Annotated in this window: 23 protein-coding genes; 10 read left to right on the plus strand and 13 right to left on the minus strand. The window is 39.0% G+C overall.

Annotated elements, in window-relative coordinates:
- Positions 1–4: 4 nt before the first annotated feature.
- The 4 genes from CKW03_RS14485 to folB all read right to left on the minus strand — a co-directional run bounded on the left by CKW03_RS14485 (position 5) and on the right by folB (position 3,155).
- Positions 5–1,366: a TolC family protein gene (locus CKW03_RS14485; RefSeq protein ID WP_093098170.1), complete on the minus strand. Its 1,362-nt coding sequence runs from the start codon at positions 1,364–1,366 to the stop codon at positions 5–7.
- 33 nt (positions 1,367–1,399) lie between these two features.
- On the minus strand, positions 1,400–2,029 hold the full coding sequence (locus CKW03_RS14490) for a TetR/AcrR family transcriptional regulator (RefSeq protein WP_093098172.1): 630 nt from the start codon (positions 2,027–2,029) through the stop codon (positions 1,400–1,402).
- A gap of 142 nt (positions 2,030–2,171) precedes the next feature.
- Positions 2,172–2,615, minus strand: coding sequence for an Hsp20/alpha crystallin family protein (locus CKW03_RS14495; RefSeq protein WP_093098174.1), 444 nt, complete (start codon positions 2,613–2,615; stop codon positions 2,172–2,174).
- Positions 2,616–2,786: 171 nt separating this feature from the next.
- Positions 2,787–3,155, minus strand: coding sequence for a dihydroneopterin aldolase (folB, locus tag CKW03_RS14500; protein WP_093098176.1), 369 nt, complete (start codon positions 3,153–3,155; stop codon positions 2,787–2,789).
- A gap of 77 nt (positions 3,156–3,232) precedes the next feature.
- Between folB and CKW03_RS14505 the strand changes: the two genes are divergently transcribed.
- Positions 3,233–3,964, plus strand: coding sequence for a 3-keto-disaccharide hydrolase (locus tag CKW03_RS14505; RefSeq protein ID WP_093098178.1), 732 nt, complete (start codon positions 3,233–3,235; stop codon positions 3,962–3,964).
- Between the two features lie 58 nt (positions 3,965–4,022).
- Here the strand turns inward: CKW03_RS14505 and CKW03_RS14510 are convergent, their stop codons facing one another.
- The 3 genes from CKW03_RS14510 to CKW03_RS14520 all read right to left on the minus strand — a co-directional run bounded on the left by CKW03_RS14510 (position 4,023) and on the right by CKW03_RS14520 (position 7,310).
- Entirely contained in the window at positions 4,023–5,534 is a 1,512-nt protein-coding gene (locus tag CKW03_RS14510) for a carbon-nitrogen hydrolase family protein (RefSeq protein WP_093098180.1), read from the minus strand.
- A gap of 318 nt (positions 5,535–5,852) precedes the next feature.
- Positions 5,853–6,170: a DUF3467 domain-containing protein gene (locus CKW03_RS14515; RefSeq protein WP_093098182.1), complete on the minus strand. Its 318-nt coding sequence runs from the start codon at positions 6,168–6,170 to the stop codon at positions 5,853–5,855.
- 24 nt (positions 6,171–6,194) lie between these two features.
- Positions 6,195–7,310 (minus strand): M42 family metallopeptidase, encoded by a 1,116-nt coding sequence (locus tag CKW03_RS14520; RefSeq protein WP_093098184.1) that lies wholly within the window; start codon positions 7,308–7,310, stop codon positions 6,195–6,197.
- Positions 7,311–7,403: 93 nt separating this feature from the next.
- Here CKW03_RS14520 and lgt point away from each other — a divergent pair, with 93 nt between their 5' ends.
- Entirely contained in the window at positions 7,404–8,231 is an 828-nt protein-coding gene (gene lgt, locus CKW03_RS14525; protein WP_093098186.1) for a prolipoprotein diacylglyceryl transferase, read from the plus strand.
- A gap of 44 nt (positions 8,232–8,275) precedes the next feature.
- The gene (locus CKW03_RS14530) at positions 8,276–9,481 is read left to right on the plus strand and encodes a multidrug effflux MFS transporter (RefSeq protein WP_093098188.1); all 1,206 of its coding nucleotides are present in this window, start codon (positions 8,276–8,278) and stop codon (positions 9,479–9,481) included.
- 60 nt (positions 9,482–9,541) lie between these two features.
- On the opposite strand, the gene aroQ is transcribed toward CKW03_RS14530, so the two are convergent.
- Entirely contained in the window at positions 9,542–9,964 is a 423-nt protein-coding gene (aroQ, locus tag CKW03_RS14535) for a type II 3-dehydroquinate dehydratase (RefSeq protein ID WP_093098190.1), read from the minus strand.
- A gap of 33 nt (positions 9,965–9,997) precedes the next feature.
- Entirely contained in the window at positions 9,998–11,638 is a 1,641-nt protein-coding gene (locus CKW03_RS14540; protein ID WP_236736495.1) for a gliding motility protein RemB, read from the minus strand.
- Positions 11,639–11,831: 193 nt separating this feature from the next.
- On the opposite strand from CKW03_RS14540, the gene CKW03_RS14545 reads away from it, so the two are divergent.
- A complete protein-coding gene (locus CKW03_RS14545) occupies positions 11,832–13,253 on the plus strand; it encodes a glycoside hydrolase family 125 protein (protein ID WP_093098192.1) in 1,422 nt (473 codons plus the stop codon).
- 62 nt (positions 13,254–13,315) lie between these two features.
- Here CKW03_RS14545 and CKW03_RS14550 read toward each other — a convergent pair whose 3' ends face one another.
- Complete coding sequence (locus tag CKW03_RS14550) at positions 13,316–14,173, minus strand: hypothetical protein (RefSeq protein WP_093098194.1); 858 nt, start codon at positions 14,171–14,173, stop codon at positions 13,316–13,318.
- 308 nt (positions 14,174–14,481) lie between these two features.
- Between CKW03_RS14550 and murI the strand changes: the two genes are divergently transcribed.
- Positions 14,482–15,306, plus strand: coding sequence for a glutamate racemase (murI, locus tag CKW03_RS14555; RefSeq protein WP_093098196.1), 825 nt, complete (start codon positions 14,482–14,484; stop codon positions 15,304–15,306).
- Positions 15,307–15,386: 80 nt separating this feature from the next.
- Positions 15,387–16,133, plus strand: coding sequence for a hypothetical protein (locus tag CKW03_RS14560; RefSeq protein ID WP_093098198.1), 747 nt, complete (start codon positions 15,387–15,389; stop codon positions 16,131–16,133).
- A gap of 29 nt (positions 16,134–16,162) precedes the next feature.
- Here CKW03_RS14560 and CKW03_RS14565 read toward each other — a convergent pair whose 3' ends face one another.
- Both CKW03_RS14565 and CKW03_RS14570 read right to left on the minus strand, forming a co-directional pair.
- A complete protein-coding gene (locus tag CKW03_RS14565) occupies positions 16,163–16,588 on the minus strand; it encodes a SufE family protein (protein WP_093098199.1) in 426 nt (141 codons plus the stop codon).
- A gap of 6 nt (positions 16,589–16,594) precedes the next feature.
- The gene (locus CKW03_RS14570) at positions 16,595–17,818 is read right to left on the minus strand and encodes an aminotransferase class V-fold PLP-dependent enzyme (RefSeq protein WP_093098201.1); all 1,224 of its coding nucleotides are present in this window, start codon (positions 17,816–17,818) and stop codon (positions 16,595–16,597) included.
- A 154-nt stretch (positions 17,819–17,972) separates the two neighbouring features.
- Here CKW03_RS14570 and CKW03_RS14575 point away from each other — a divergent pair, with 154 nt between their 5' ends.
- A complete protein-coding gene (locus CKW03_RS14575; protein ID WP_093098203.1) occupies positions 17,973–18,965 on the plus strand; it encodes an acyl-ACP desaturase in 993 nt (330 codons plus the stop codon).
- Positions 18,966–20,474: 1,509 nt separating this feature from the next.
- Positions 20,475–21,359 (plus strand): AraC family transcriptional regulator, encoded by an 885-nt coding sequence (locus tag CKW03_RS14580; RefSeq protein WP_093098205.1) that lies wholly within the window; start codon positions 20,475–20,477, stop codon positions 21,357–21,359.
- A 7-nt stretch (positions 21,360–21,366) separates the two neighbouring features.
- On the opposite strand, the gene CKW03_RS14585 is transcribed toward CKW03_RS14580, so the two are convergent.
- Positions 21,367–22,377, minus strand: a complete 1,011-nt coding sequence (locus tag CKW03_RS14585) for a zinc-binding alcohol dehydrogenase family protein (protein WP_093098207.1) — start codon at positions 22,375–22,377, stop codon at positions 21,367–21,369.
- A 396-nt stretch (positions 22,378–22,773) separates the two neighbouring features.
- On the opposite strand from CKW03_RS14585, the gene CKW03_RS14590 reads away from it, so the two are divergent.
- Positions 22,774–23,211 carry a MarR family winged helix-turn-helix transcriptional regulator gene (locus CKW03_RS14590; RefSeq protein WP_093098209.1) on the plus strand — a complete coding sequence of 146 codons (438 nt, stop codon included), beginning with the start codon at positions 22,774–22,776 and terminating at the stop codon, positions 23,209–23,211.
- 6 nt (positions 23,212–23,217) lie between these two features.
- Positions 23,218–24,222, plus strand: coding sequence for an NAD(P)/FAD-dependent oxidoreductase (locus tag CKW03_RS14595; RefSeq protein ID WP_093098211.1), 1,005 nt, complete (start codon positions 23,218–23,220; stop codon positions 24,220–24,222).
- The last annotated feature ends 1 nt before the right edge of the window (position 24,223 follow it).

A 24,223-nucleotide genomic window follows, 5' to 3' on the forward strand; every position in this document is an offset into this window, starting at 1 on the left:
GTTCTTATTTTAGTTGGTATGATGCGTTTTCTCGTTCTAATTTTGCGATTGCAGACAATAATTTGAAGGCTGCAATATTATTGGCCATCTGCGAATTGGTGTATTGGGACCTTGCGTCAATAGTTTCGATATAGGTATTTACACCTTCATTGAATCCACGTAATATCAGGCGTTGGTAGGTTGAGGCTGCTTCCATTTGGATTTTCGAAGATTCATAGTTCTTTTGCATAGCAATCAATTCATTCTTAGCTACCTCAGCAGAAAGTTCCAATTGTTGTTTGGCTTGATCTAATTTGTTCTGCGCCTCAGCCACAGCTATCTGGTTTTCCTGAATCTTTAAACGGTTTCTATTCCCTTGGAAAATAGGGAAGCTCAATTGTGCACCCACCATGAAATATTGGGATTGACGGCTGACCCGCAAACCTTCTGCTTGGGAACCTAAATCCAAGAAAGCACTGACCTTTGGCACAAAGGCCTGCTTACTCATCTCTACCAAGGATTCCTGAATGGCTATATTCCCTTCTAAAGACCTTAATTCTTCCCGACCATCAATGTTTACGGATAGTTCAGGAGTCTTGAGTTCTTTGCCATTATTGATAGCTTGAGCATAATGGATTTCAGCATCTGCACTTCTATTCAGTAGAGAATTGAAGTAATATTTAGCATTCTTGATTTGTTGTTCAGCTTCTGCAATTTTAGATTCCTGTTGAGCAATTTCAGCATCTGATCTGATCACATAAGCCGGTAAACCTTTTCCAGCCTCCAATAGCTTCTGATTTACACGTCTACCTTCCTTAGCTAAGTTCAAGGCATTGAGATAAATTTCTTTCGCCTGTACCGCACTCAAATAATTGAAATAGGCAATCTTGATATCCTTTACTAATTCTCTTTTGTAGGTTTCTGTTTCGGTTTTGCTCAGCTCAACCATTTTTTCACGAACAACCTTATTGTGCTTGATATCGGTATTGACGATTGGCACCGAAGTCCGGACCTTGGCATCGTAGTAGTTCTTTGGAAGGAAGGTGATCTGTTCGTTATCAATCTGTGGAAAGTTGTTGCTTTGGGTCAATTGATTCAGGGTGGTATAGACCGGGTTCAACATATCTCCAATGGGTAGGTCGATTGAACGGCCTCCTTCTGCATGGGAATAGGTCAAGTCGAAGGTGATATTTGGAAGGAACATGCTTCGAGCTACCTCCAGTCCATTCATCGCCTTTTTCATGGATAGATCTTTTTGGATCAATACCAGATTGCTATCCAAGCCCTGTTGTACATACTGTTCTAATTGATGGTCTTGCGCGTAACTGATTCCACATATTCCAGCGAAAATGGCAACCAGTCTAGTTAGTGATTTGTATAAGCTCATTATTAACAGTGTTAACTATATATTCAAAAAAAACTATTTGGTTGCCTGGATCAATCCAACAAGGATTTGGAATGAAGAAAAAACATGTTCTTCCAAATTTCCAGTTTTACCAAACAACTCATGTAAACAATCTAAATGCTGCGTAATATGCAAGGAAACCAAACCATGCACAGAACTCCAGGCTTGAATGGTCACAAATACAGGATCCATTCCTTTGAAGTAACCGACCTCTTGGCAATCGATTATGGTTTTCTTTAACAACTCGATAACCAATTCACCCTCTACCCAAGAACTATCTTCTATCTGTGAATTCAGGAAGGACAAAGGCTCCTTCATCATAAACATAACTTGATAATATTCAGGATGCATAAAGGCAAATTGAATATAGTTCCTACCTACAGCTTTCAATCTTTCAAAAGGATCTTCCACAGCCATCAATGGGAGAAATTGATCTTTCAACATCCCAAAGCCTACCTGATGTAAAGCATAAACGATATCGCTTTTATCCTTATAGTATAGATAGATTGTAGTAGGGCTAAAGCCTATTTCCTTTGCAATCTTTCTAATGGAGGTTGCCTCATACCCTTCCTGCACAAACAGCTTTTTAGCTGCTTCTAAAATCACTGTCCGTAGGTCTTCCTTTTGCTTGATTTTCTTTTCCACTTTGTATTCTTTACAAAAACAAAACTACTTAACAGTGTTAAGTAGTTGTTATTTATTTTTCTAAAAAGACAATTAAATGACAATACAACAAAAAAGGAGCTGCCCAACTGACAGCTCCTCATTCAACTAACCACAATTAAACTTACTTCACTTCAATTAGTCTCTTTGCTACAATTGCTTCTTCTTTTTTACCGATCTTAATATTCAACACGCCATTTTCATAGGCAGCATCGATATTGGAATAATCCACTACTTCAGGAAGTGTGAAAGATCTGGAGAACGAAGTGTAGCTAAATTCTTTTTTGCTATAAACTTTACCCTCTTCAACTTTTTCTTCTTGTTTCTCAACCGAAATATTGATAACGTTTTTATCAACATTGATCTTGAAATCTGATTTCTGTAAACCAGGAGCAGCCACTTCAATAGTAAAAGCTTCTGCTGATTCAGTGATATTTACTGCAGGTACACGTGTTACTAAACGGTCCGTTAAAAATGAATCATTGAATAAATTGTCAAATACATTGTTTACAAATGGATTCACTGCATCTGTATTGTAAGATTTTCCTGGTAATTTTATTAATGCCATGTTTAATTCCTCCTTATTTTTTAGTTTTTTATTTTCTGTTTTATAACATCCTATAATCAACTAACGTACCAAGGGCATGTAAACTTATTTACAAGACAATTTGTCTTGCATCAAGCAAAAACAACAGTCAAAATGACTGATTAAGAAAAATGAAACGTGATTTTTATACAGTTAATCCTTTGTATAATAAAGCGATACAACGGAATTAGCTACATCCCCTCCGAAGGGTGGATTAATCTTACGAATGGATACTTCGATTTGTTGAATATGGGCATATTCTTCAACAATCCTATTCAAAATATCTTCCGCAGCGGATTCAAGTAATTTCCTTCGAGGACTCATAACCTCAACCAAGATAGCATATAGCTCCTCATAGTTCACCGTGTTTCCGATTTCTTCAGAGTCTGGGTTTTTGAAGGGAAAACTTACAGAAACACTTACCATGAACTCATTCCCTAAAACCTGCTCTTCTTCATAGAAACCAATCGGCGAATAAAAACGAACATCTTCTAGAGCAATTTTTTGAGTAATCTGGGCCATTATGAATAAAGTTTTTGATTTTGCATATTAAAAATAATGTTTTTTCTTATATTAACCATAACAAAATACTTAAACCGATGTTAAAACATTCTTTATTAATAGCATTGCTTGCCGGAGTATCCTACGCAAGCGCACAAACAAAATTTAAACCCGAAGACACCGAATTTTATGAACCTGTTCCTCGAGTAGTGAATACAAAAGCTAATGCCGCTCCTTCCGATGCGATCGTTCTGTTTGATGGCAAAAACCTTTCAGAATGGGTTAGTGACAAGGATGAGAGTGCGCCGCAATGGACGATAAAAGATGGCGTGCTAACGGTAAAACCAGGCACAGGTGGCATCCATACCAAAAAGAATTTTGAGGATTTTCAATTGCACATTGAGTGGAAAAGCCCTGAAACCATTAAAGGTGAAGGCCAAGGACGTGGAAACTCAGGTATATTCTTGCAAGGAAAATATGAATTGCAGGTATTGGATAATGACAATAACAAAACCTACACCAATGGGCAAGCTGGAAGTATCTACAAACAAAGTCCGCCGCTTGCTGAAGTTAGAAAACCTGAAAGTGGCTGGCATACTTATGATGTCATCTATTCAGCTCCTAAATTCAACAAAGATGGCCATTTGATCAAACGTGGAATGGTTACGGTTTTGCACAACGGCGTTGTAGTTCAGAATAACACGGAAATCCAAGGAACCACCGAATACATCGGATTACCTAAAATGCAAGCTCATGGTGCCGGTCCGATTGCATTACAAGATCATGGTGATTTAGTTTCCTTCAGGAATATCTGGATCAGGGAATTATAAGACATAAACTAATAAAAAATGAAAGGGGCAATTTATCATTGCCCCTTTTTTTATCTGCTTACTTCAGAAGTTTCACTTCGTAAAGATCTTTTCTTCTATCCTTTAAGATCTTGACCGTTCCATACTCATGTAGATCACGCAAAGCATAAAGATCAACGTCAGCGATCAATACCATCTCTGTATTAGGAGTAGCTTCAGCCTTGATGGCATTATTTGGAAAGGCAAAATCCGAAGGAGTGAATACTGCGGATTGCGAATATTGTATATCCATGTTGTTTACCCTCGGTAAGTTACCTACCGATCCAGCGATTGCAACATAACATTCGTTTTCAATTGCCCTAGCTTGCGCACAAGAACGGACACGGATATAACCATTCTGGGTATCCGTCATAAAAGGGACAAACAAGATCTGCATGCCTTGATCCGCCAAGATTCTGCTCAGTTCCGGGAACTCCACATCATAACAAATCAACAGTCCTACTTTTCCGCAATCCGTATCGAACACCTTGACTTCCGAACCACCCACTAAACCATAATACTTCATTTCATTCGGAGTAATGTGGATTTTCTTATAATGGTCCAAACTACCGTTTCGATGGCATAGGTAGCTGATATTATACAACTTTCCTCTTTCCATGATTGGCATCGATCCGGAAATAATATTCACGTTATAAGAAACTGCAAATTGTTGGATACGTTCGACGATGTCCTTGGTATGTTCTGCTAATTTCTCCATTGCCATACGCTCTGGAAGTTCATTATAAGGGCTCATCAATGGCGTATTAAAAAACTCAGGGAACATAATGAAATCGGTACCATAATCACTTACGGTATCCACGAAGAATTCGATCTGATCATAAAATTCTTCAATATCCTTAAACTGGCGCATCTGCCATTGCACCAAACCCAAACGAATGGTTTGCTTTGTCGCTGAATTCGAAGGAGCATCTGGTTCATAGTAAATATTATTCCACTCCAAAAGAGTTGCGACTTCCATCGATTCAGCATCCTCAGGAAGATAATTTTTCAAGATTTTCTTTACGTGGAAATCATTGGAAAGCTGGAAGGTCAAGGTTGGATCATAGATTTCTTTCCTTTTCACTTTCTCGATATAAGTCCTTGGGGTCATACTATCCGAATAGTTGTGGTAATTCGGGATACGCCCACCGGCAATGATCCTTTGCAGGTTCATCTGTTCACATAATTCCTTACGTTGGTCATATAGCCTTCTTCCCAATCTTAATGAGCGGAAATCAGGGTGCACAAACACTTCGATCCCATATAAGGTATCCCCATCTGTATCATGCTTATCAAATTTACCATCATCAATAATGGTGTAATATTTATCGTAAATATTGGTCTTACGTGAATTCAGGATAATGGATAAAGCACATGCAACAACTTTTCCATCCACCTCCACAGCGATCTGTCCTTCAGGAAAAATATCGATAAGGTCCACAATATTCTCTTTGGTCCATGGATCACCTACCAAACCATGGTAAGCTTCTTCCATAGAATTCTTTAAATCCTTATAATCTTTTTTACTAAGGTTTCTAACTTTAATATCCATTTTAATATGATTGAATTGCCAGAATCGGCAAAGTTATCCATAAAACAAAACCCATTCCAAATTTTCACCAAACAACACTATCCATTCGTACTGAACGAGTTAGCAAATCAAGATAAATCAACAATTCCGTGATACCGTGTAGGATAAGAAACAGGTTTTTATTTCAGTAAAATACATTAAAAAACAGAACATTCAGCAATATTTTGAAGAAACTGATTTTAACAAGACAGAATCATTTCATGATTTTATTCCCAACAAGGAGATATCAAACAAAAATAGCTGCCATTGGCAGCTATTTTAAAGCTTTATGAAATAAATTTAAGCTTCGCCTTTTGGAGTACCGAAGTTCAACGGGTAAGGAATATCCTTAGGTTGGATAGTTCCATTTTGCCCTTCAAAACGACTGATGTTCTCTTGCAAAGCCTTCATTAATTGTTTGGCATGTTCAGGTGTCAAAATAACCCTAGACTTAACTTTAGCCTTGGGTACACCAGGCATAATCCTAACAAAATCCACCACAAACTCTGTATTAGAGTGGGTGATAATCGCAAGGTTTGAATATACTCCTTCTGCAATCTCTTCGGTTAGTTCTATGCTTAATTCTTGTCCTTCCGGATTTGGATTAGGGTTTTCCATGTCTGTTCTCTTCTCTAATTTATTTTATTTACTAAATGTTCTGAAATCCTGATCTTTTTGGATGGTGAGGACCATTTCATAAATCAATCGGATTACATTATCCACATCTTCTCGGTGAACCATCTCAACAGTAGTGTGCATATAACGCAAAGGTAAGGAAATCAACGCAGATGGAACACCTCCATTTGAATATGCAAATGCATCGGTATCGGTGCCCGTAAAACGGGAGGATGCCTGCCTCTGGATTGGAATATTGTTTTTCTGAGCCACCTCGATCAACTGCCTGTTCAAATTAATCTGAACGGCTGGAGCATAAGAAACCACTGGACCCTTACCACAAGCTAGATCACCTTGGGTAATTTTATTGATCATCGGGGTATTTGTATCATGGGTAACATCAGTGACGATGGCTACATTAGGTTTAATGTAATTGGCAATCATTTCGGCCCCTCGTAGACCAATTTCTTCCTGAACAGAATTCACCACATAAAGACCAAATGGCAGCTTTTTCTTGTTTTCCTTCAATAACCTTGCAACCTCGGCAATCATAAATCCACCTGCTCTGTTATCCAGTGCCCTTCCTACATAGTAGCGATCGTTCAAGATCATGAACTCATCTTCATAGGTTATCACACATCCAACATGGATGCCCAGTTCTTCAACCTCCTCTTTGGATGTACATCCACAGTCTAAGAAAATATTCTTGAGATTGGGACTTTCTTCCTTTTCACCAGAACGTGTATGGATTGCTGGCCAACCAAAAACGGCTTTCACAATTCCCTTATCCGTATGGATATTTACGCGTTTAGATGGGGCAATCTGATGGTCAGAACCACCATTACGGATCACATAGATCAAACCATCTTTGGAGATATAGTTCACAAACCATGAAATCTCATCCGCATGCGCCTCAATAACCACTTTATATTCTGCTTTAGGATTTATGATCCCAACGGCAGTACCGTAATTATCAATATAAGTCTCATCGACATAGGGTTTGATATAATCCAACCACATACGCTGACCTCCCCATTCGAAACCGGTTGGTGAAGGATTATTGATATATTTTTCAAAAAAAGACAAGGAAGCATCGGTCACTACAGATGTTCTTTCTTCTACTTTTGCTGTTTTTTTTGCCATAGTGAAGTATTAATTCTCGCAAAATAAGTATTTCCTTAATTTTCGCAAAAATAAAATCCGAAAGCTTATCTTTACCGGACACTTTATTGCAATATGTTAGATATTTTAAGTTTTATTACCTGGGGACCTGAACCAGAAATCTTTAAAATCGGATCATTTGGCGTACGCTGGTATTCACTATGTTGGTTATTGGCTTTTGTAGTTTCTTACTTCCTGATGCTCAAAATCTTTAAGAGAGAGGGCAAATCCCAAGAACTATTAGACAAATTAACAATCTATATCTTTATTGGAACCTTAGTAGGTGCTCGCCTTGGTCACTGTTTCTTCTATGACTGGGCATATTACAAAGAACATTTCCTGGAAATATTCATCCCCTTTCAGAAAATCAATGGAAGTTGGGAATTAACTGGTTTTACCGGACTGGCTAGCCATGGTGGTGCAATCGGTATATTAATAGCACTCTGGTTGTTCTCAAGAAACACCAAGACTAATTTCATGTGGATTACGGATCGATTGATCTTGGTCGTTCCTATTGCGGGAGCATTTATCCGTTTAGGGAATTTCTTCAATTCTGAAATGATAGGAAATCCTAGCAATCTTCCTTGGGCTGTGATTTTCACGCATGAAGATCAAATCCCTCGTCACCCTGCACAAATGTATGAAGCCATTGCTTACGTCATAATCTTCATTATCCTTTGGGCAATGTACCAGAAAAACAAAGACCCTAAACCGGGAAAACTATTTGGAATTTTCCTGATTCTCCTATTTGGAGCTCGATTTATTATCGAATATGTAAAGATTGATCAAGTAGCTTTCGAAGCTGGAATGTTATTGAACATGGGCCAAATCCTAAGTATTCCATTCATCCTATTAGGAATCTTTCTGCTGGTCAGAAAGCCAAAAGAAACTAAAAAAGCTTAACAACATATAGCCCTGCACTAGAGCGGGGCTTTTATTTTTATTGAATGTCAGCTGCTTTAAGAAACAACAGAAAAGTCACTCTGCTGATTTTAGGTTTATTATCTGCAATCGGCCCTTTCTCCATTGATCTTTATTTACCTGCTTTTGATGTCATAGCTGAAGATTTCAATACCTCTGTTGATAAGGTTCAACTCACGCTTACGAGTTATTTTATCGGTATTGCATTCGGTCAGATGATCTATGGGCCATTATTGGACAAATATGGCCGTAAAAAACCTCTATTAGTGGGCTTAGCCATATATTTCATCGCCTCTCTCCTATGTATCTTGACCAAGAACATCAATCACCTGATTATCCTTCGCTTTTTACAGGCCTTAGGAAGCTGTGGAGGAATGGTTGGGGCTCGAGCTATGGTAACAGACTATTATAGCAACCGCGAGGCTGCAAAGGTCTTCAGTTTACTGATGTTGGTTATCGGTGTCTCTCCTATCCTCGCACCAAGTATCGGAGCTTTTATGCTAGCTCATTTTGACTGGCACTATATCTTTTTGTTCTTGGCTCTGCTATCCTTATTTATTCTGATTGCTACAGCCTTCTTGCTACCTGAGAGTTTTGCCGGAAATCGAAGTCTATCCTTAGCACCAAAATCTATCCTAGGGAACTTCTGGCAAGTGCTTTCCAATAAAGTCTTTATATCCTATTGCCTAATCGGTTCCATTGCCTCGGCAGGAACTTATGCCTATCTGGCTGGATCCTCCTTTGTGATGCAACAATTCTTCGGATTATCAAAAGCGGAATATGGTATCGCCTTTGCATTTATAGCCTCGGCAATGGTAATTGCAACCCAATTGAACCGTTATTTCCTGAAAAAACATAGCAGTGAATACATTAGTCGAATGGCAAATACCTGGCAGGCATTTATTGGGATCCTGATGATCATAGCATTGGTCAGCAATACCCTCAGTTTTCCGGTTTTATTGGTCCTGATATTTTGTTTTCTGTTCGGGCATGGTTTTATTTTCCCGAACACCTCTGCTGTTGCATTGACGCCATTCAAAAGCCTAGCAGGAAGTGCGTCTGCCCTTTTGGGATGCATTCAAATGGCAATTGGTGCCTTTGCTTCCGCCTTGGTCAGCTTCTTCCATAACGGCACCGCATGGCCTATGCTAGTAGTTATGTGCACCGGAGGGATTCTATCACTGATCTTACATCTCATTGTCAAGAATAAGGTTCAAACTGCAGAATCTTAATATAAAACAAAGAGCGGGGAATTTTTGATTCCCCGCTCTTTGTTTTTATGATCAATGAACTTATCCGTTCAAAAAGCTTTCTAATCCTAATCGATAACTATCCAATCCAAAACCTAAGATTACACCTTTGCAATTTTTTGACAAATACGAATGATGTCTAAATTCCTCCCTTTGGTGGACATTAGAGATATGGACCTCCACAACTGGCGTATTGATGGCCGCAATGGCATCAGCTATAGCTACTGAAGTATGCGTATAGGCACCTGCATTCAATATAACACCGTCGAATGAAAAGCCAATTTCATGGAGTTTGTCGATAATTGCCCCTTCTGAATTACTTTGAAAATAATGCAGGTCCAAAACCGCATATTTATCTTTCAATTGTTCAAAATAAGTTTCGAAGGATTGATCTCCGTAGATTCCTTTCTCTCGAACACCTAGTAAATTCAAATTTGGCCCGTTTAGGATTAATATCTTTTTCATTATTTGCGTTTATTCGATAAAGATACTATAATCCTAAAAATCTCCATAAAGATTACGGAAACTTGAACGTAATCCTACCGTAATCACCCCAGATTTCTGGGTTGCAGCTTTTTCAATCTTGTTGTAGCGTTGTGTATAGCCCACCTCAAATCTTAAATTATACTTCGGATTCAATACATAGGCTGCTTTAAGATCGGCATAGTATAGATCGTTCTGTACACCTTGGCCAATTTTGTTACCATAGGTATTAGGAGCTGATCTATATGATTGGAAAATATCACCACCATAATTGATAAACTGACCCATTGGCCCCATTGGATCAGTACCATAACGACTGTACATACCTTGAAGAGAAAAATCAAAACGATTCCAAGAATAATTGGCAATACCAATCAACTCCCTGAAGTTTGCACCTCTAGGATGTGCCAAAGGTTCTCCTCTATTGCTGTAATTTGAAATGGATACAAAGTGCTGATAGGTATATGGACGAACTGCATTATATTCTCCCAAAACATTTAAGTTCCTTACACCGAAGATGTTAAATGCTTTTGCACCTAATTGCACACCCCATTTATTGTGTTTATACCCATTATTCGAGAAGAATTCTTTCGCAGTAAATTCACCCAAAAGGAACTGCCCATAGGCGGTTAAGTTATCCAAGATCTTATACTTTGCATTCAAACCCAAGAACATCTTGTCTGGGGATGAAATATTATTGTTTTCCACCGGTCTAAGGAACAATACAGGGTTAATGTAGTTAAAATCAAAACCTCTATGTCCCGCTTGATTGCGATTTGCCCAAATAACGGATTGGAAGAATCCTAATGATAAACGATTAGTTACATTCCAATCCAAATATTGGAATGCTCCCCATTTGATTCCATCTCCAAAACGATCTCCTGAATTCAGGGAGTCAATTCTCGGATTATTCGGATCGGTCATATAGGCCCAAATGGACGTATATTGTACATTCCCCACCTTACCTGTCAGTTTCAAATGCGCCATATTTGCTGAAAAATCAGATAATAGTACCGAACGATAACCATCACCGATAAAGTTCTTATCATAAGCCAAGGTTGCTTGCAGATAATCACTGAAATCATAGGTTAAATTCGCCGTTGCATACATCCAATCTTTTGTCCTATTAAAAGGTCTCTTTGCCATCGCCTGTCCCGGAACGACCTTCGACTGCATGATATACTCATCGATATGTCTCGGGAAAACACCTTGGTTCTCGAAGAAGTTACCATAGAAAGTGAATTTATCTTTGATGGTAACACCAGCTTGAACACCACGTGTATTTAACCAAGTGGTCCTTTTATCAGGATCAATCATTTCCGTACCGATAACAAAATCAGGTAAAACATCTAAATAAAAGGTATGGTCGTCTTTTTCAACTTGCACAAGATGCTCATTGAAAATCTTGCGCATAAACCAATTATCAGAATCCACAGCATTCAATGATTGAATCGAATCCATCTTCTCTAACAATCGCCCTTTGAACAAATAGGGTTTTGAAGAAGTATGATAACGTGTATTTGGGGAGTACAACTCCTCATCGTACTTTTGATAATGCTGAAAAGAGTAAGGCTGATTTTTGACTTGCGCATGCAATTGGCCAATGGCACTAATGCTGAGCAGTCCGGCTATGGCAAATGATAAAGTATGTTTCATAAATTATTAGTCGAGATGTTTGGGCTATACTATCAAATTTTATTCCTAAAAACTCCCAAAGGTACTTTTATTAATTGAGCTAAACTTAATTTTGCTCATATTAAACGCTAAAACGTTTAGTCTAGACAAGGTAAAATCAAGTACAATTTGTATATTGCTACCTAATTAATTGTAAAACTATTCTATTAAAAATATGAAGCGTAGAACTTTTCTTCAAAATTCTGCCTTATTGGGCGCAGGAATGCTAGCTAGCAAGTTCTCTTTTGCTGAGGGAATCAATGACTTTCCTGTGGTCCGTACTCCGGTAGACAAACGCCATTTCAGCAGTAAGTTGGTGGAAGGCATGATCAAGGAATTCCAGAAAAATGTAGCCGATAAGGAATTAGGTTGGATGTTCAACAACTGCCTTCCCAATACCTTGGACACAACCGTATATGATGAATCTAAAGGCGATAGAAAATTGACTTATGTCATCACGGGCGACATCGATGCGATGTGGCTTCGCGACAGTAGTGCACAGGTATGGCCCTACATTCAGTTTGTCAATAAGGACAAAGATCTAAAAAACATGATCCTGGGTTTGATCAACAAACAATCCGAATGTATCAATATCGACCCTTATGCCAATGCATTTTATAATGACCCGACAAAAAAAGGGGAATGGTTTACTGATCACACCGACATGAAACCAGGAATGCATGAACGAAAATGGGAGATCGACTCACTTTGCTACCCTATCCGTCTTGCTTATCGCTATTGGAAGGAAACAAATGACAAAACCCCATTTGATGACACCTGGGTTAAAGCACAAGAAGCAACTTTAAGAACTTTTAAAGAACAACAACGTAAAAACGGATTAGGACCCTATAAGTTTGAAAGAACCACATCTAGAGGTTCCGATACCCTACAGGTCGATGGATATGGGTACCCTGTAAACCCAGTTGGCTTGATCGTTTCCAGCTTCCGTCCTTCCGATGACTGTAGTATCTTCGGGTTCTTGATCCCTTCTAATCTCTTTGCCATTGTCAGCCTTCGTCAGTCTGCCGAAATCCTTCGCAAGGTTAAAAACAATACTACCTTAGCTTCGGAAATGGAAGCCCTTGCCAACGAAGTTGAAGCAGCTGTCAAGCAATATGGCATTATAGACCATCCTACCCATGGCCGTGTTTATGCATTTGAAGTGGATGGATTTGGTAGTTACTTGATGATGGATGATGCCAATGTACCAAGTTTATTGGCTCTTCCCTATTTAGGTGCAGTTGATGTAAATGATGAAGTGTACCAAAGAACAAGGAACTTTATCCTATCCGACAAAAACCCATTCTTCTTTAAGGGAAAATTTGCTGAAGGAATCGGTGGGCCACATATCGGCCGCGATATGATTTGGCCAATGTCCATCATCATGCGCGCAAATACATCAAACAATGATGAAGAAATTCGTCAGTGTGTGCAAACTTTAAAGAAAACGCATGGGGGAACAGGCTTTATGCATGAATCTTTCCATAAAGATGATCCTAAAAAATTCACCCGTCACTGGTTCGCATGGACCAATACTTTATTTGGCGAATTGATGTGGAAACTCTATAAAGAAAAACCAGAGCTTTTAAAATCATAACAAGATAAAAGCCCTCAAAATTAAAGTTTTGAGGGCTTTTTTATTTTCAAGTATCAGGTAATCTAACTTCTTGGCTCTGCTATTACAACGTGATATATATCAGTAGAAATCTTAGGATCCTGACTTGGCGAAGCCAATAAAACGATATTATTTTTTGCCGTTTGCCAGATCTTCACTGGATAGTAATTAGCCTCCAAGGGATTTTTAAAAAGCTCTTTATATTTTCCAATGAGATTAGATTTTTTAACATCACCTGTATAATCAAATTGACTTTCTCCAAAATTTGTATTGATGCATTTTGTTAATGCATTGTAGGACAACTCGGAATATTCGTCTCCCAAGGTACCTCTGCCCAAACCAAATTCTAGTCTAGCAAATGGTTTTTCTCCAGTAATATTACTTTTTAGATTAAAATGTTCTTTACTAAAAGTATTATTTGAACTGTAAAACTCTGTATCCTTTCCATCCTTCCAATTTATTCCTAAGAAGTCTTTTGAGTTTTTAACAAGAAATTCTACCGAATCTCTTCTTACAACGGCGTTATCCTTAAAAGCTGATAAATATAGAGTGTAGGTCCCTGGTATGGAAAATGCAAAACCGACCTTTACAGTTACTGAGGCTTTAGTTTTGGATTCGAAATACATCTTTGGAATTTCCCAATGAACAGAATCAAATATTCCCATATATGAAATTCCAACTTCAAAAGGATCAGCTTTCTCGCCTTCTAAACCCAGAAAAGCATCCACATTTTCGAATAGACTCAGATTCGACTTATTTGCATTGATGGTAATTTTCGGATATTCTACAGATGGTTTGGGCTCTGGCTCTGGTTCAGGTTTAGGATCTGGTTTAATCTCATTCTTTGAACATGATGCCAACATTGCTACAAGGGCAATAAGGGTTAGTGTGAATTTTCTCATAACGAATAAATGGAATAGTTAATAATTACTTCTACAGTCAAATACCGATCTAAATATCAATGTATCTCACTAACAAAATGACCAATTTTATTTCGATTGGTTTAAATAAATCTGTAAATTTAATATTGAGTTAACATTGCCAACAGAACGCGATTTGTGTTAACGGAAAAAATCAGACTTTGCAGAGTATTTTTCGTCAAGATGTCAACGAAGCGAACACAAATTATCTGCAACAATTTCTGCAATCATTTGCATTTGAAAGCATAATCTGCAACCTTTGTATCAATTTTTAGGAAAGCAAAATATTCATGTCTGCACAAAACAATCCCGGTCCTATTGGCATTTTTGATTCTGGTTATGGCGGTCTCACAGTTTTCAAAGAGATCCATAAGCATCTTCCAGATTACGATTACATCTATTTAGGAGACAATGCAAGGGTTCCATACGGTACACGATCGTTTGAGACAGTTTATGAATATACTAAAGAATGTGTTTTCAAATTATTCGAATTGGGTTGCAATCTGGTAATACTGGCCTGCAATACTGCATCCGCCAAAGCCTTAAGAACCATCCAGCAGCATGACCTCCCCGAAGGCAAAAAAGTACTTGGTGTTATCCGTCCAACCTCTGAGGTCGTTAATGAATTTACAAAAAGCAATAAAGTAGGCATCTTGGCTACCCAAGGAACCGTAAACTCCAATTCTTACGTCCTTGAAATCAATAAATTTCATCCACAGATCGAAGTATTCCAACATGCTTGTCCATTCTGGGTTCCTTTAGTTGAAAACAACGAACTGGAAAGCGAAGGTGCAAATTTCTTCGTACAACAGGACATTCAACAATTGATTGCCAATTCACCGGAAATAGACACCATCTTATTAGCATGTACCCACTATCCTTTGCTACTACCATTGATCGAGAAATATACTCCAAAGGGGATCAATATTATTTCTCAAGGAAAATTGGTGGCTGAAAGCTTGGTAGATTACTTAAAGAGACATCCTGAAGTCGAAGAGAAATGCTCAAAATCAAGATCACTTCAATTCTTTACTACAGATGACCCAGATGATTTCAACCAGAAGGCAGAAATTTTCTTTGGTAAAAAAATCAGCTCCAAGTTTATCAAGGTTTAAAACCCATCTTGCGTTAAATTAAGTTAATAATCTAAAAGCTAACCTTTTACTCTTTATTTTTAGGTATAAACTATGCCTAAATGAGAATCCTCCTGCTTTTTCTTCTGGTCCTATGGGGAACACTTGCCCAAGCCCAAACCGTCAATGGTATCCTTAGAGATTCAGAGACAGGAAGGATCGTGGTCAGGGCAAAGGTAAAAAGCAGTATTGCGGAAGCTTTTACCGATCAGCAAGGAAAATTCTCAATCAGGGTTATGCAGCGGGACAGTCTTTTTTTCTATCATCAAGGCTATCAAGTATTGAAGATTAACCTTTACATGGACCAGCCGCAAAAAGATTTATCCATAATTTCTTTAAAACCGAGTTATATTGCCATTGAAGAAGTAAAGGTTGAAGGAAAAACCAAGCAAAAAGATTCCACTCAAATCAAAATCGACCTGGGCATCCCAAAAACCCCTAAATATCGGCAAGTGTTCTTAGGTAGAGCGGATATGTCGGGCAATCCAAGAGGTTTCTTGGCAAATGGAAGTACGGCAAGGTTGTTTACCATAGATTTGCTAGCGGTCAAGAGAATGCTTTTTAAGAGCAAAGTAAAAGTTCCTTTAGAAGAACAATTGAAGGCTGATGAGTACAGCATACAATATATCGACATGACATTCACAAAGGAATTAATCGAAGAAATGACCGGACTGAAAGGCGATCAGGCTATAATCTTCCAAAACACCTACAGACCAAACTATGAAGATTTTTCTAAAATGTCAGATTACGAACTCCGTGCCTATATCAAAAACCGATTTGAAGAATATAAATCAATAACCCAAAAATAAAAAAGCTGCCCAAGGGCAGCTTTTGTTTCTTATGATACTTTGGCCTGTAAGGCTAAGCCATATAATTTCATCTGTTTAACCATGGAAAGCAATCCATTTGCCCTAGTCGGAGAAAGGTGCTCTTTTAATCCAATCTGATCGATAAAATATAGGTCAGCATCCGCAATTTCTTTTGGACTATGCCCTGATAGTACTTTTACCATGAGACTTACCAAACCTTTAGTGATGACCGCATCAGAATCAGCGGTAAAATATAATTTTCCATCATCTTTCAATTCAGGGACCAACCAAACTTTGGACTGGCATCCTTTGATGATATATTGATCTTGTCTGTTGGATTCATCAATCAATGGCAGTTCTTTCCCTAATTGGATGATGAGCTCATATTTCTCCATCCAATCTTGATAAAAGGAAAAATCCTCAATCAATTCATCCTGTATTTCATTAATCGTCATAATCTTTTATACTAACATGGCAACAGCTCTCTTCACTCCTGCTACCAATGCGTCGATTTCTTCTTTCGTGTTATAAACCGCTAAACTTGCCCTTACTGTTCCTGGAATATGGAACTGCTCCATGACAGGTTGAGCACAGTGATGCCCTGTACGAACCGCGATGCCTAGTTTATCCAATAGCACACCGATATCGTATGGATGGGTACCTTCTACAACAAAGGAAATCACAGATGATTTCTCTTTTGCTGTTCCGATAAACTTGATGCCCTCCACTTCTTTAAGCCTTTCCGTGGCATAGGCCAACAATTCATCCTCATACTTCTTGATATTATCCAATCCCAAATGGTTGATATAATCAATCGCTGCATTTAAGGCAATTCCAGCTTCAATGTTAGGGGTACCTGCTTCAAACTTAAATGGAAGTTCATTGTAAGTGGTTTTCTCAAAGGTCACATCCTTGATCATATCTCCACCACCTTGGTATGGAGGCATCTTATTCAACCATTCTTCCTTCCCGTACAATACCCCAACACCAGTTGGGCCGTACATCTTATGTCCAGAAAAAACCAAGAAATCTACATCCAGTTCCTGAACATCGATTTTAATATGCTGAACAGCCTGTGCCGCATCAATCAAAACCGGGATATTTTGGGCATGCGCCAATTCGATGATTTCTTTGACAGGGTTAATGGTTCCTAATGCATTTGAAACATAATTCACAGAAACGATTTTGGTTTTAGGACCCAACAAGGATTTATAGGCATCCATATCCAATTCACCAGCTTCTGTCATCGGAATCACTTTCAAGGAAGCACCCTTCACTTCACAGATCATCTGCCAAGGCACAATATTAGAATGGTGCTCCATAGCCGAAATAATGACCTCATCCCCAGCAGAAATAAATTCTTGCCCAAAACAGGTTGCCACTAGGTTAATGCTGTCTGTTGTTCCTTTGGTAATAATGATTTCATAATCATGCTTAGCATGTATGAATTCCTGAACCTTCCTACGAGTCACCTCAAAGGCATCCGTGGAAATCTGACTTAGGTAGTGAACTCCACGATGAACATTGCTGTTCATATCGGTATAATAGTTTAGGATGGCGTCAATGACAGCTTTGGGCTTCTGCGTTGTTGCACCATTATCTAAATAGACCAAAGGCTTCCCGTTTACCTCACGTTTCAAAATCGGGAAATCTTCTCTTATCGCTTTGATGTCTAATGTATTCAATTCTAACTAATTTTAATTAACACACAAAGTTAAGATATAATAAAACATATCGGGCATCAATAAAGTTATTTATAAGTAATAATCCATTTGGAGGTTTGAAATATTGAAATATTAAATTATTATTAAGAGCAGATTGACTACCTTTGTTATAATTATGCAAGAACTACCTTTAAACATACCAGAAGGCTCAAGAAAAGAGGTTATGACCTACTTGGAACCCTTCATGCTCAATGAAATGTCCGAGTATCTAAAACCTGTTGAAGATATGTGGCAACCAGCAGATTTTCTGCCTGATTCCGCAAGAGACACTTTTTTTGAGGAAGTCCGTGATTTACAGGAAAGCGCTAAGGAATTACCTTACGACTTAGTAGCCGTGCTAATTGGTGATACAGTTACCGAAGAAGCATTACCAACCTATGAGTCTTGGTTGACGATGGTAGAAGATGTCAACAAAAACGAACAAGGTGGCTGGATGAGATGGGTTCGCGCATGGACCGCAGAAGAAAACCGTCACGGTGATCTGCTAAACAAATACCTTTACCTGTCTGGTAGAATTGACATGAAACAATTCGAGATCTCCGTTCAATATCTGATCAAGGATGGTTTCGACATCGGTACTGGTGCCGATCCATACAGAAACTTTATATATACCTCTTTTCAGGAATTAGCAACGAATGTTTCACACAGACGTGTAGCTGCCCTTTCTAAAAAAAGTGGTGATAAATTACTTGCAAAAATGTGTGGTGTAATTGCTTCGGATGAGGCAAGACATGCCAAAGCCTATATGTCCTTTATTTCTCATGCCATGGTCGTTGACCCAAGCGAAGTAATGATTGCTTTTGAAGACATGATGAAGAAAAAGATCGTGATGCCGGCACACTTCTTAAGAGAATCTGGAGAACCCCAAGGTGGAGCTTTCGCCCATTTCTCAGATGCCGCTCAAAGATTAGGTGTCTATACAGCAGTTGACTATGTTGATATTCTAAAAGAATTGATCAATGATTGGAAAATTGATCAAGTTTCCGGATTAAATGAACAAGGTGAAAAAGCTCGCGACTATCTAATGCGCCTTCCAGATCGCTTATTGCGCCTGGCAGACCGCATGAAAGTCCCAGAAAAACAATATAATTTCAAGTGGATCTATTAAACCCTTGAATCTAAAACCAAAAGAGACTGCAAATTGCGGTCTCTTTTGGTTTTAGAGATTTGAACCAGGATGGAAGGGATAAGAGGATGGACCAAGATCATTTTGGCAATATGACGCTGGAAATTCCCCAGTACTGTAGGGGCTTATTGCATAAGCCCGCTTCATATTTGAATAATTAATAGGTTAGCATTGGCGTACTTTCTTGCATCTTCGGTTTCCCCACAGCGTCATTCTGACGAAGGAAAAATCTCGGAACCATGCAAACAACGATTGAAATGGCGTACTTTCCTGCACCTTCGCTTCCCCTTACAGTTCATTCTGACACAGGAAAAATCTCGGAACTATACCAAAATCCAATTTTGAAATCAATAAGGATTGTATTAGCGTACAGGTCCTGCACCTTCGGTGCAGAATGACAGCACGTTTTTTAACATTGCCGTACAGATTCTTCACTCTTCGTTCAGAATCAAAATGCGCTAAATAGGGATTCAGAGCGCAGCGAAGAATCTATTTTTGTTTTTTTAGGAGGTTGGGGTAATTCCGAAATCGTAAGATGAAGAAACTATTTAAATGAAAGGATAGTTCCGAGACCCTTCGGCGGTGCCATCAGGGTGACACGCAAGGTTAAAAAAAATATCCCACCCACGCTGTGGGTTCCCAGCTCATACAAACACCATCCTTCCGGAGGAAGTCCTTTAGCCTCCGGCTCATTTCCAGTGGCGGAAAAATGGATAGAATGCCGTCGACCTGTGCGATGGGATTGCTAAAATAATTCTGCCCTTCTGGGGCAGTTTAACGCAAAAAAACGTTCTTCCCCTGTGACATCCGAAATCGTAAGATGAGGAAACCATTTTAAAAAAAAGGATAGTTCCGAGACCCTTCGGCGGTGCCATCAGGGTGACACGCAAGGTTAAAAAAAAATATTTCACCCACGTTGTGGGTTATCCGTTTGACGCATCACCCTTTTACAAAGATTCCACCCCTTCCAGGGGTTCCCAGCTCATACAAACACCATCCTTCCGAAGGAAGCCCTTTAGCCTCCGGCTCATTTCCAGTGGCGGAAAAATGGATAGAATGCCGTCGACCTGTGCGATGGGATTGGCCTTGGAATGCTTTCAGAGGATCATCCCATCAAAAGGGATGATCCTCTGAAAGATATTCCCGACAACAAGGCATTCTATCCATGTGCGGATGATTGTGCGAAAAGCCACCTTAAATGAGCCGAAGGTTTACGGATTCGAGTTGTTTTTGGTATCCGTGAGCTCCTTCGTCGGTTTGGTTACTTTTGCGCTTCAAAAGTAACAATGAGATAGGTACCCCTTAAATGGGCCGAAGCGTTACGGACTCGATTTTTTTTTGCTATTCCGGAGCTCCTTCATCAGCTTTTGGTTAATTTGGGCTCCAAAAGTAACACAGTCCCTATCTTATTTATTACAGAGATTATTTGAATTCCCTTTTCCAATTGCTTAATTTCATGGCACATTACCTGAAATCACATAACACTAAAAAATGAAGCCCAAATTTGACCGCATATTAAGTCAACTTGATAATGAAGTGTACAAATTTCGACACTTTAGCGATCAATTATTTTCCACAAACTTCCATTTTCACAAGGAAATCCAGGTCAATTATATCCAAGAAGGTTCAGGGCAACGGGTTATCGGAGACAATATCTCGAACTTTGAAAAGGATGAACTAACGCTTTTGGGCTCTAATCTCCCACATGTATGGTATTCCAATCCTGCCAATCATTTGGAGGGTAAAAAAGCCATTTCCATTACCCTTTTCATTGATGTTGACAAGTGTTTGTCCCTTTTGGAGCCTTTGCAAGAAACCCATTCCATCCGGAATTTCTTCAACCAAATGGATCGAGGGGTCATGTTTCTCGGGAAAACGAAAAAGGAATTGACCAAATTACTCTTTGCCATCAATGAGGCCGAAGACCTGCAAAGGACGATCTATTTCTTACAGCTTTTGGACCGCCTGATCAAGGCCGAAGATTTCCAATATATTTCGAGCTCTTCCTATAGAAATCGCTATTCATCACAAGAATTCAAAGGTAATCAGGTGGATCACATTATCCGTTTTGTCATCGAGAATTACAACAAAGAAATCAAACTGGATGAGGCAGCGGAGATGGCCAATATGACCAAACAAGCCTTTTGCCGCTTTTTCAAGGCAAGAACCCAAAAAAGCTTTATCCAATTCGTGAACGAAACCCGAATCAGCATTGCTTGCCAAGAAATCATGAAAACTGACAATCTCATCAGTAATGTAGCTTATGATTGCGGTTTTTCCAGCCTTTCCAACTTCAATAAAATCTTTAAATCCATAAAAGGAACCACCCCCAGGCAGTATAAAGAGAAAGTATCAGGTCGAAGGGAATCCTTATAATTTGAGATTAGAACTCTACAATAGCTTTGATAACCCTTTCTTTAGGATCTAAAAGATTTTGTAATCTATCCCTTAGATCTTCAAACGCGATCTTATGGGTTATAAAATGTTCCAAATTGACCTTCCTACCTTTCAAGAAGGATATGACCTCTTCAAAATCTTTTCGATTTGCGTTTCTGCTACTCATTAGTGTTGCTTCACGTTTATGAAACTCGGGATGGTTAAACCGAATATCTCCTCCTTGCAAGCCAATCAAAATAAACTTCCCGGCATGAGCAAGGTACTGAAAACTAGAATTTATGGCCTCTAAATTACCACTGGCATCGAATACCACATTTGCCATCTCCCCTTTACTGAAGTCCTTCAACTTTTCAAAAACCGAACCCGATTTGACATTATAGGTTTCAATGTTTTCTAACATTGCCTCAGCAACTTTCAGTCTATCATCGTTATTGTCCAGCAACAAAACCTTTGCGCCTCTTTCTATTGCAAATATAGCGGTTGCAATCCCTATTGGTCCCGCTCCTACTATGACCGTGATTTCCGATGATTCCAATTGTGCTCGTTTTACAGCGTGCAATGCAATAGAAAATGGTTCTACCAAAGCTAATTCTTCAGTTCGTAAGCCCTCTCCACTCACTAATGAACTGTTAGGGACTTGGATCAATTTCTTCATCCCACCATCAATATGGACCCCAAAAACTTGCAGGGAAACGCAACAATTTTCTTTCCCCATTTGGCATGCAGCGCATTTTCCACAATTGAAATAAGGTATTACCGTAACCGACTGACCCTTTTGGAATTCAGGATTACTAGTCTCTACGACTTCAGCAGCAATTTCATGACCTAAAACCCTGGGATAGCTAAAATAGGGCTGCGTTCCTTCAAAGGCGTGAAGGTCGGTCCCGCAGATCCCTATCGCCTTAACCTTTAACAAAGAAAAACCGGGATGAACCCTTTTACTGACCTCCTCTTTATACTCCAGTTTTCCAGGTTTATTACATACAATTATTTGCATTGATTTAGGATTTGATTCCATAAAATTAGATATGTTTGGGGAAGGATTATTGATCGATATTATCTTTATTTAAATAGATATTACCCATAAAAGAATTTATAAAAATCAAAAAATAAATAGTTCCATAAAATCTTGAACAAACTCTGACTCAAAAGATTTCAACCAAAATTTTCATTTTTTTCGATTCCACATTTGACCTTATTCGAGACATATTCGGAATTTTCCGAATATGTCTCGAACATGGTCAAACTGAGGTCCGAAGCATTTTCATCAGGACCGCCAAAACAAAACCGAATTTTGGAGTTTCATCAATCATAATAATCATGTAAAATTTAACCCTAAATTCTTTGATCTGTCAAATATTGAGTAAATTTACTTGTTGTACTAATAGTTGTTATGCTAAAAGAAAAATTCAATCAGTATTCCTTTATTCTAGACCGCACGGCTAGAAGGGTAAAACAGTTTGCACAGGCCTCCTTTTCTGTTCATGGAATAGATCTGACCGTAGATCAATGGTCGGTGATAAAGACGCTCTATGAGCATCAGGACCTCACCCACAAGGATCTTTCCGAGAAATGCGGGAAAGATCAGCCAACGATGACCAGGATCGTCGATTTGTTATTGAAGAAAGGCTATGTACAACGGATTGTTCATCCTAATGACCGCAGAAGTCTGCATATCCAATTGACTGAGGCGGGACAGAAGCAAGCGAAGAGTTTAGCTCCCCTCGTAAAGGATTTTAGGATGAAGGCATGGGAGAATTTGACAGAAGAGGATTTCGAAAATTTCACGAGAATATTAAACACAATTTATAATAATCTAGAAACTAAATAAAAAGGTATGATTACGACAGATATTTGCATAATTGGAGCAGGACCAGTAGGTCTATTCGCTGTATTTGAAGCTGGTCTTTTAAAAATGCGTTGTCATTTGATTGACGTATTGCCACAAGTTGGTGGTCAGCTATCGGAAATCTATCCACACAAACCAATCTATGACATCCCGGGCTATCCGAATATTACTGCCCAGGAACTGATCAACAACCAAATGCAACAGATTGAACCTTTCAAGCCAACCTTTACTTTGGGGGAACGCGTGGACGGTTTACAAAAACAGGATGATGGATCCTATGTGGTTGTCGGTTCCGAAGGAACACAGATCCATTGCCAAGTGGTGGTAGTCGCCGGTGGCTTAGGCTGTTTCGAACCTAGAAAGCCGGAGATGGAAAACCTGAGCAATTTTGAGGGCAAAAATGTGCATTACATGGTCAGAAATCCGGAAAAATTCCGGGATCAGCGCATCGTCATTGCGGGCGGTGGTGATTCGGCTCTGGACTGGACCATCTTTTTGAGCGATGTCGCAAAAGAGGTGACATTGGTGCATCGAAGTGACAATTTCAGAGGTGCTCCTGATTCAGCAGAGAAGGTTTTCAACTTAGCGAAAAGTGGTAAGATCAATTTATTACTTTCCCATAACTTGCAGAGCCTCAACGGCAATGGCCATTTAGAATCTGTACTTATGACAAACAAAAGCAAAGAGGAGATTGTTGTTCAAACAGATCATTTCATCCCACTTTATGGATTGAGTCCCAAATTAGGACCGATTGCAGATTGGGGATTAAACATTGATAAGAATGCCATTGAGGTGGATACATTTGATTATTCGACCAATGTGGAGCGGATTTATGCCATCGGTGATATCAACACCTATCCGGGAAAATTAAAACTGATCTTATGTGGTTACCATGAAGCAGCATTAATGGTCCAAAGTGCCTTTAAGTATGTTTATCCGGAGCAAAAATTAAGTTTTAAATATACGACAGTAAACGGTATCAATGCGTTCTAAT

It is taken from the genome of Sphingobacterium mizutaii (assembly GCF_900187125.1).
Taxonomy (GTDB): Bacteria; Bacteroidota; Bacteroidia; order Sphingobacteriales; family Sphingobacteriaceae; genus Sphingobacterium; species Sphingobacterium mizutaii.

Bases quoted from the DNA above. Each gene is read 5' to 3' on its own strand.
- CKW03_RS14485 (WP_093098170.1), bottom strand. From the start codon at position 1,366: ATGAGCTTATACAAATCACTAACTAGACTGGTTGCCATTTTCGCTGGA.
- CKW03_RS14495 (WP_093098174.1), bottom strand. From the start codon at position 2,615: ATGGCATTAATAAAATTACCAGGAAAATCTTACAATACAGATGCAGTG.
- folB (WP_093098176.1), bottom strand. From the start codon at position 3,155: ATGGCCCAGATTACTCAAAAAATTGCTCTAGAAGATGTTCGTTTTTAT.
- CKW03_RS14505 (WP_093098178.1), top strand. From the start codon at position 3,233: ATGTTAAAACATTCTTTATTAATAGCATTGCTTGCCGGAGTATCCTAC.
- CKW03_RS14510 (WP_093098180.1), bottom strand. From the start codon at position 5,534: ATGGATATTAAAGTTAGAAACCTTAGTAAAAAAGATTATAAGGATTTA.
- CKW03_RS14515 (WP_093098182.1), bottom strand. From the start codon at position 6,170: ATGGAAAACCCTAATCCAAATCCGGAAGGACAAGAATTAAGCATAGAA.
- CKW03_RS14520 (WP_093098184.1), bottom strand. From the start codon at position 7,310: ATGGCAAAAAAAACAGCAAAAGTAGAAGAAAGAACATCTGTAGTGACC.
- lgt (WP_093098186.1), top strand. From the start codon at position 7,404: ATGTTAGATATTTTAAGTTTTATTACCTGGGGACCTGAACCAGAAATC.
- CKW03_RS14530 (WP_093098188.1), top strand. From the start codon at position 8,276: ATGTCAGCTGCTTTAAGAAACAACAGAAAAGTCACTCTGCTGATTTTA.
- aroQ (WP_093098190.1), bottom strand. From the start codon at position 9,964: ATGAAAAAGATATTAATCCTAAACGGGCCAAATTTGAATTTACTAGGT.
- CKW03_RS14540 (WP_236736495.1), bottom strand. From the start codon at position 11,638: ATGAAACATACTTTATCATTTGCCATAGCCGGACTGCTCAGCATTAGT.
- CKW03_RS14545 (WP_093098192.1), top strand. From the start codon at position 11,832: ATGAAGCGTAGAACTTTTCTTCAAAATTCTGCCTTATTGGGCGCAGGA.
- CKW03_RS14550 (WP_093098194.1), bottom strand. From the start codon at position 14,173: ATGAGAAAATTCACACTAACCCTTATTGCCCTTGTAGCAATGTTGGCA.
- murI (WP_093098196.1), top strand. From the start codon at position 14,482: ATGTCTGCACAAAACAATCCCGGTCCTATTGGCATTTTTGATTCTGGT.
- CKW03_RS14560 (WP_093098198.1), top strand. From the start codon at position 15,387: ATGAGAATCCTCCTGCTTTTTCTTCTGGTCCTATGGGGAACACTTGCC.
- CKW03_RS14565 (WP_093098199.1), bottom strand. From the start codon at position 16,588: ATGACGATTAATGAAATACAGGATGAATTGATTGAGGATTTTTCCTTT.
- CKW03_RS14575 (WP_093098203.1), top strand. From the start codon at position 17,973: ATGCAAGAACTACCTTTAAACATACCAGAAGGCTCAAGAAAAGAGGTT.
- CKW03_RS14580 (WP_093098205.1), top strand. From the start codon at position 20,475: ATGAAGCCCAAATTTGACCGCATATTAAGTCAACTTGATAATGAAGTG.
- CKW03_RS14585 (WP_093098207.1), bottom strand. From the start codon at position 22,377: ATGCAAATAATTGTATGTAATAAACCTGGAAAACTGGAGTATAAAGAG.
- CKW03_RS14590 (WP_093098209.1), top strand. From the start codon at position 22,774: ATGCTAAAAGAAAAATTCAATCAGTATTCCTTTATTCTAGACCGCACG.
- CKW03_RS14595 (WP_093098211.1), top strand. From the start codon at position 23,218: ATGATTACGACAGATATTTGCATAATTGGAGCAGGACCAGTAGGTCTA.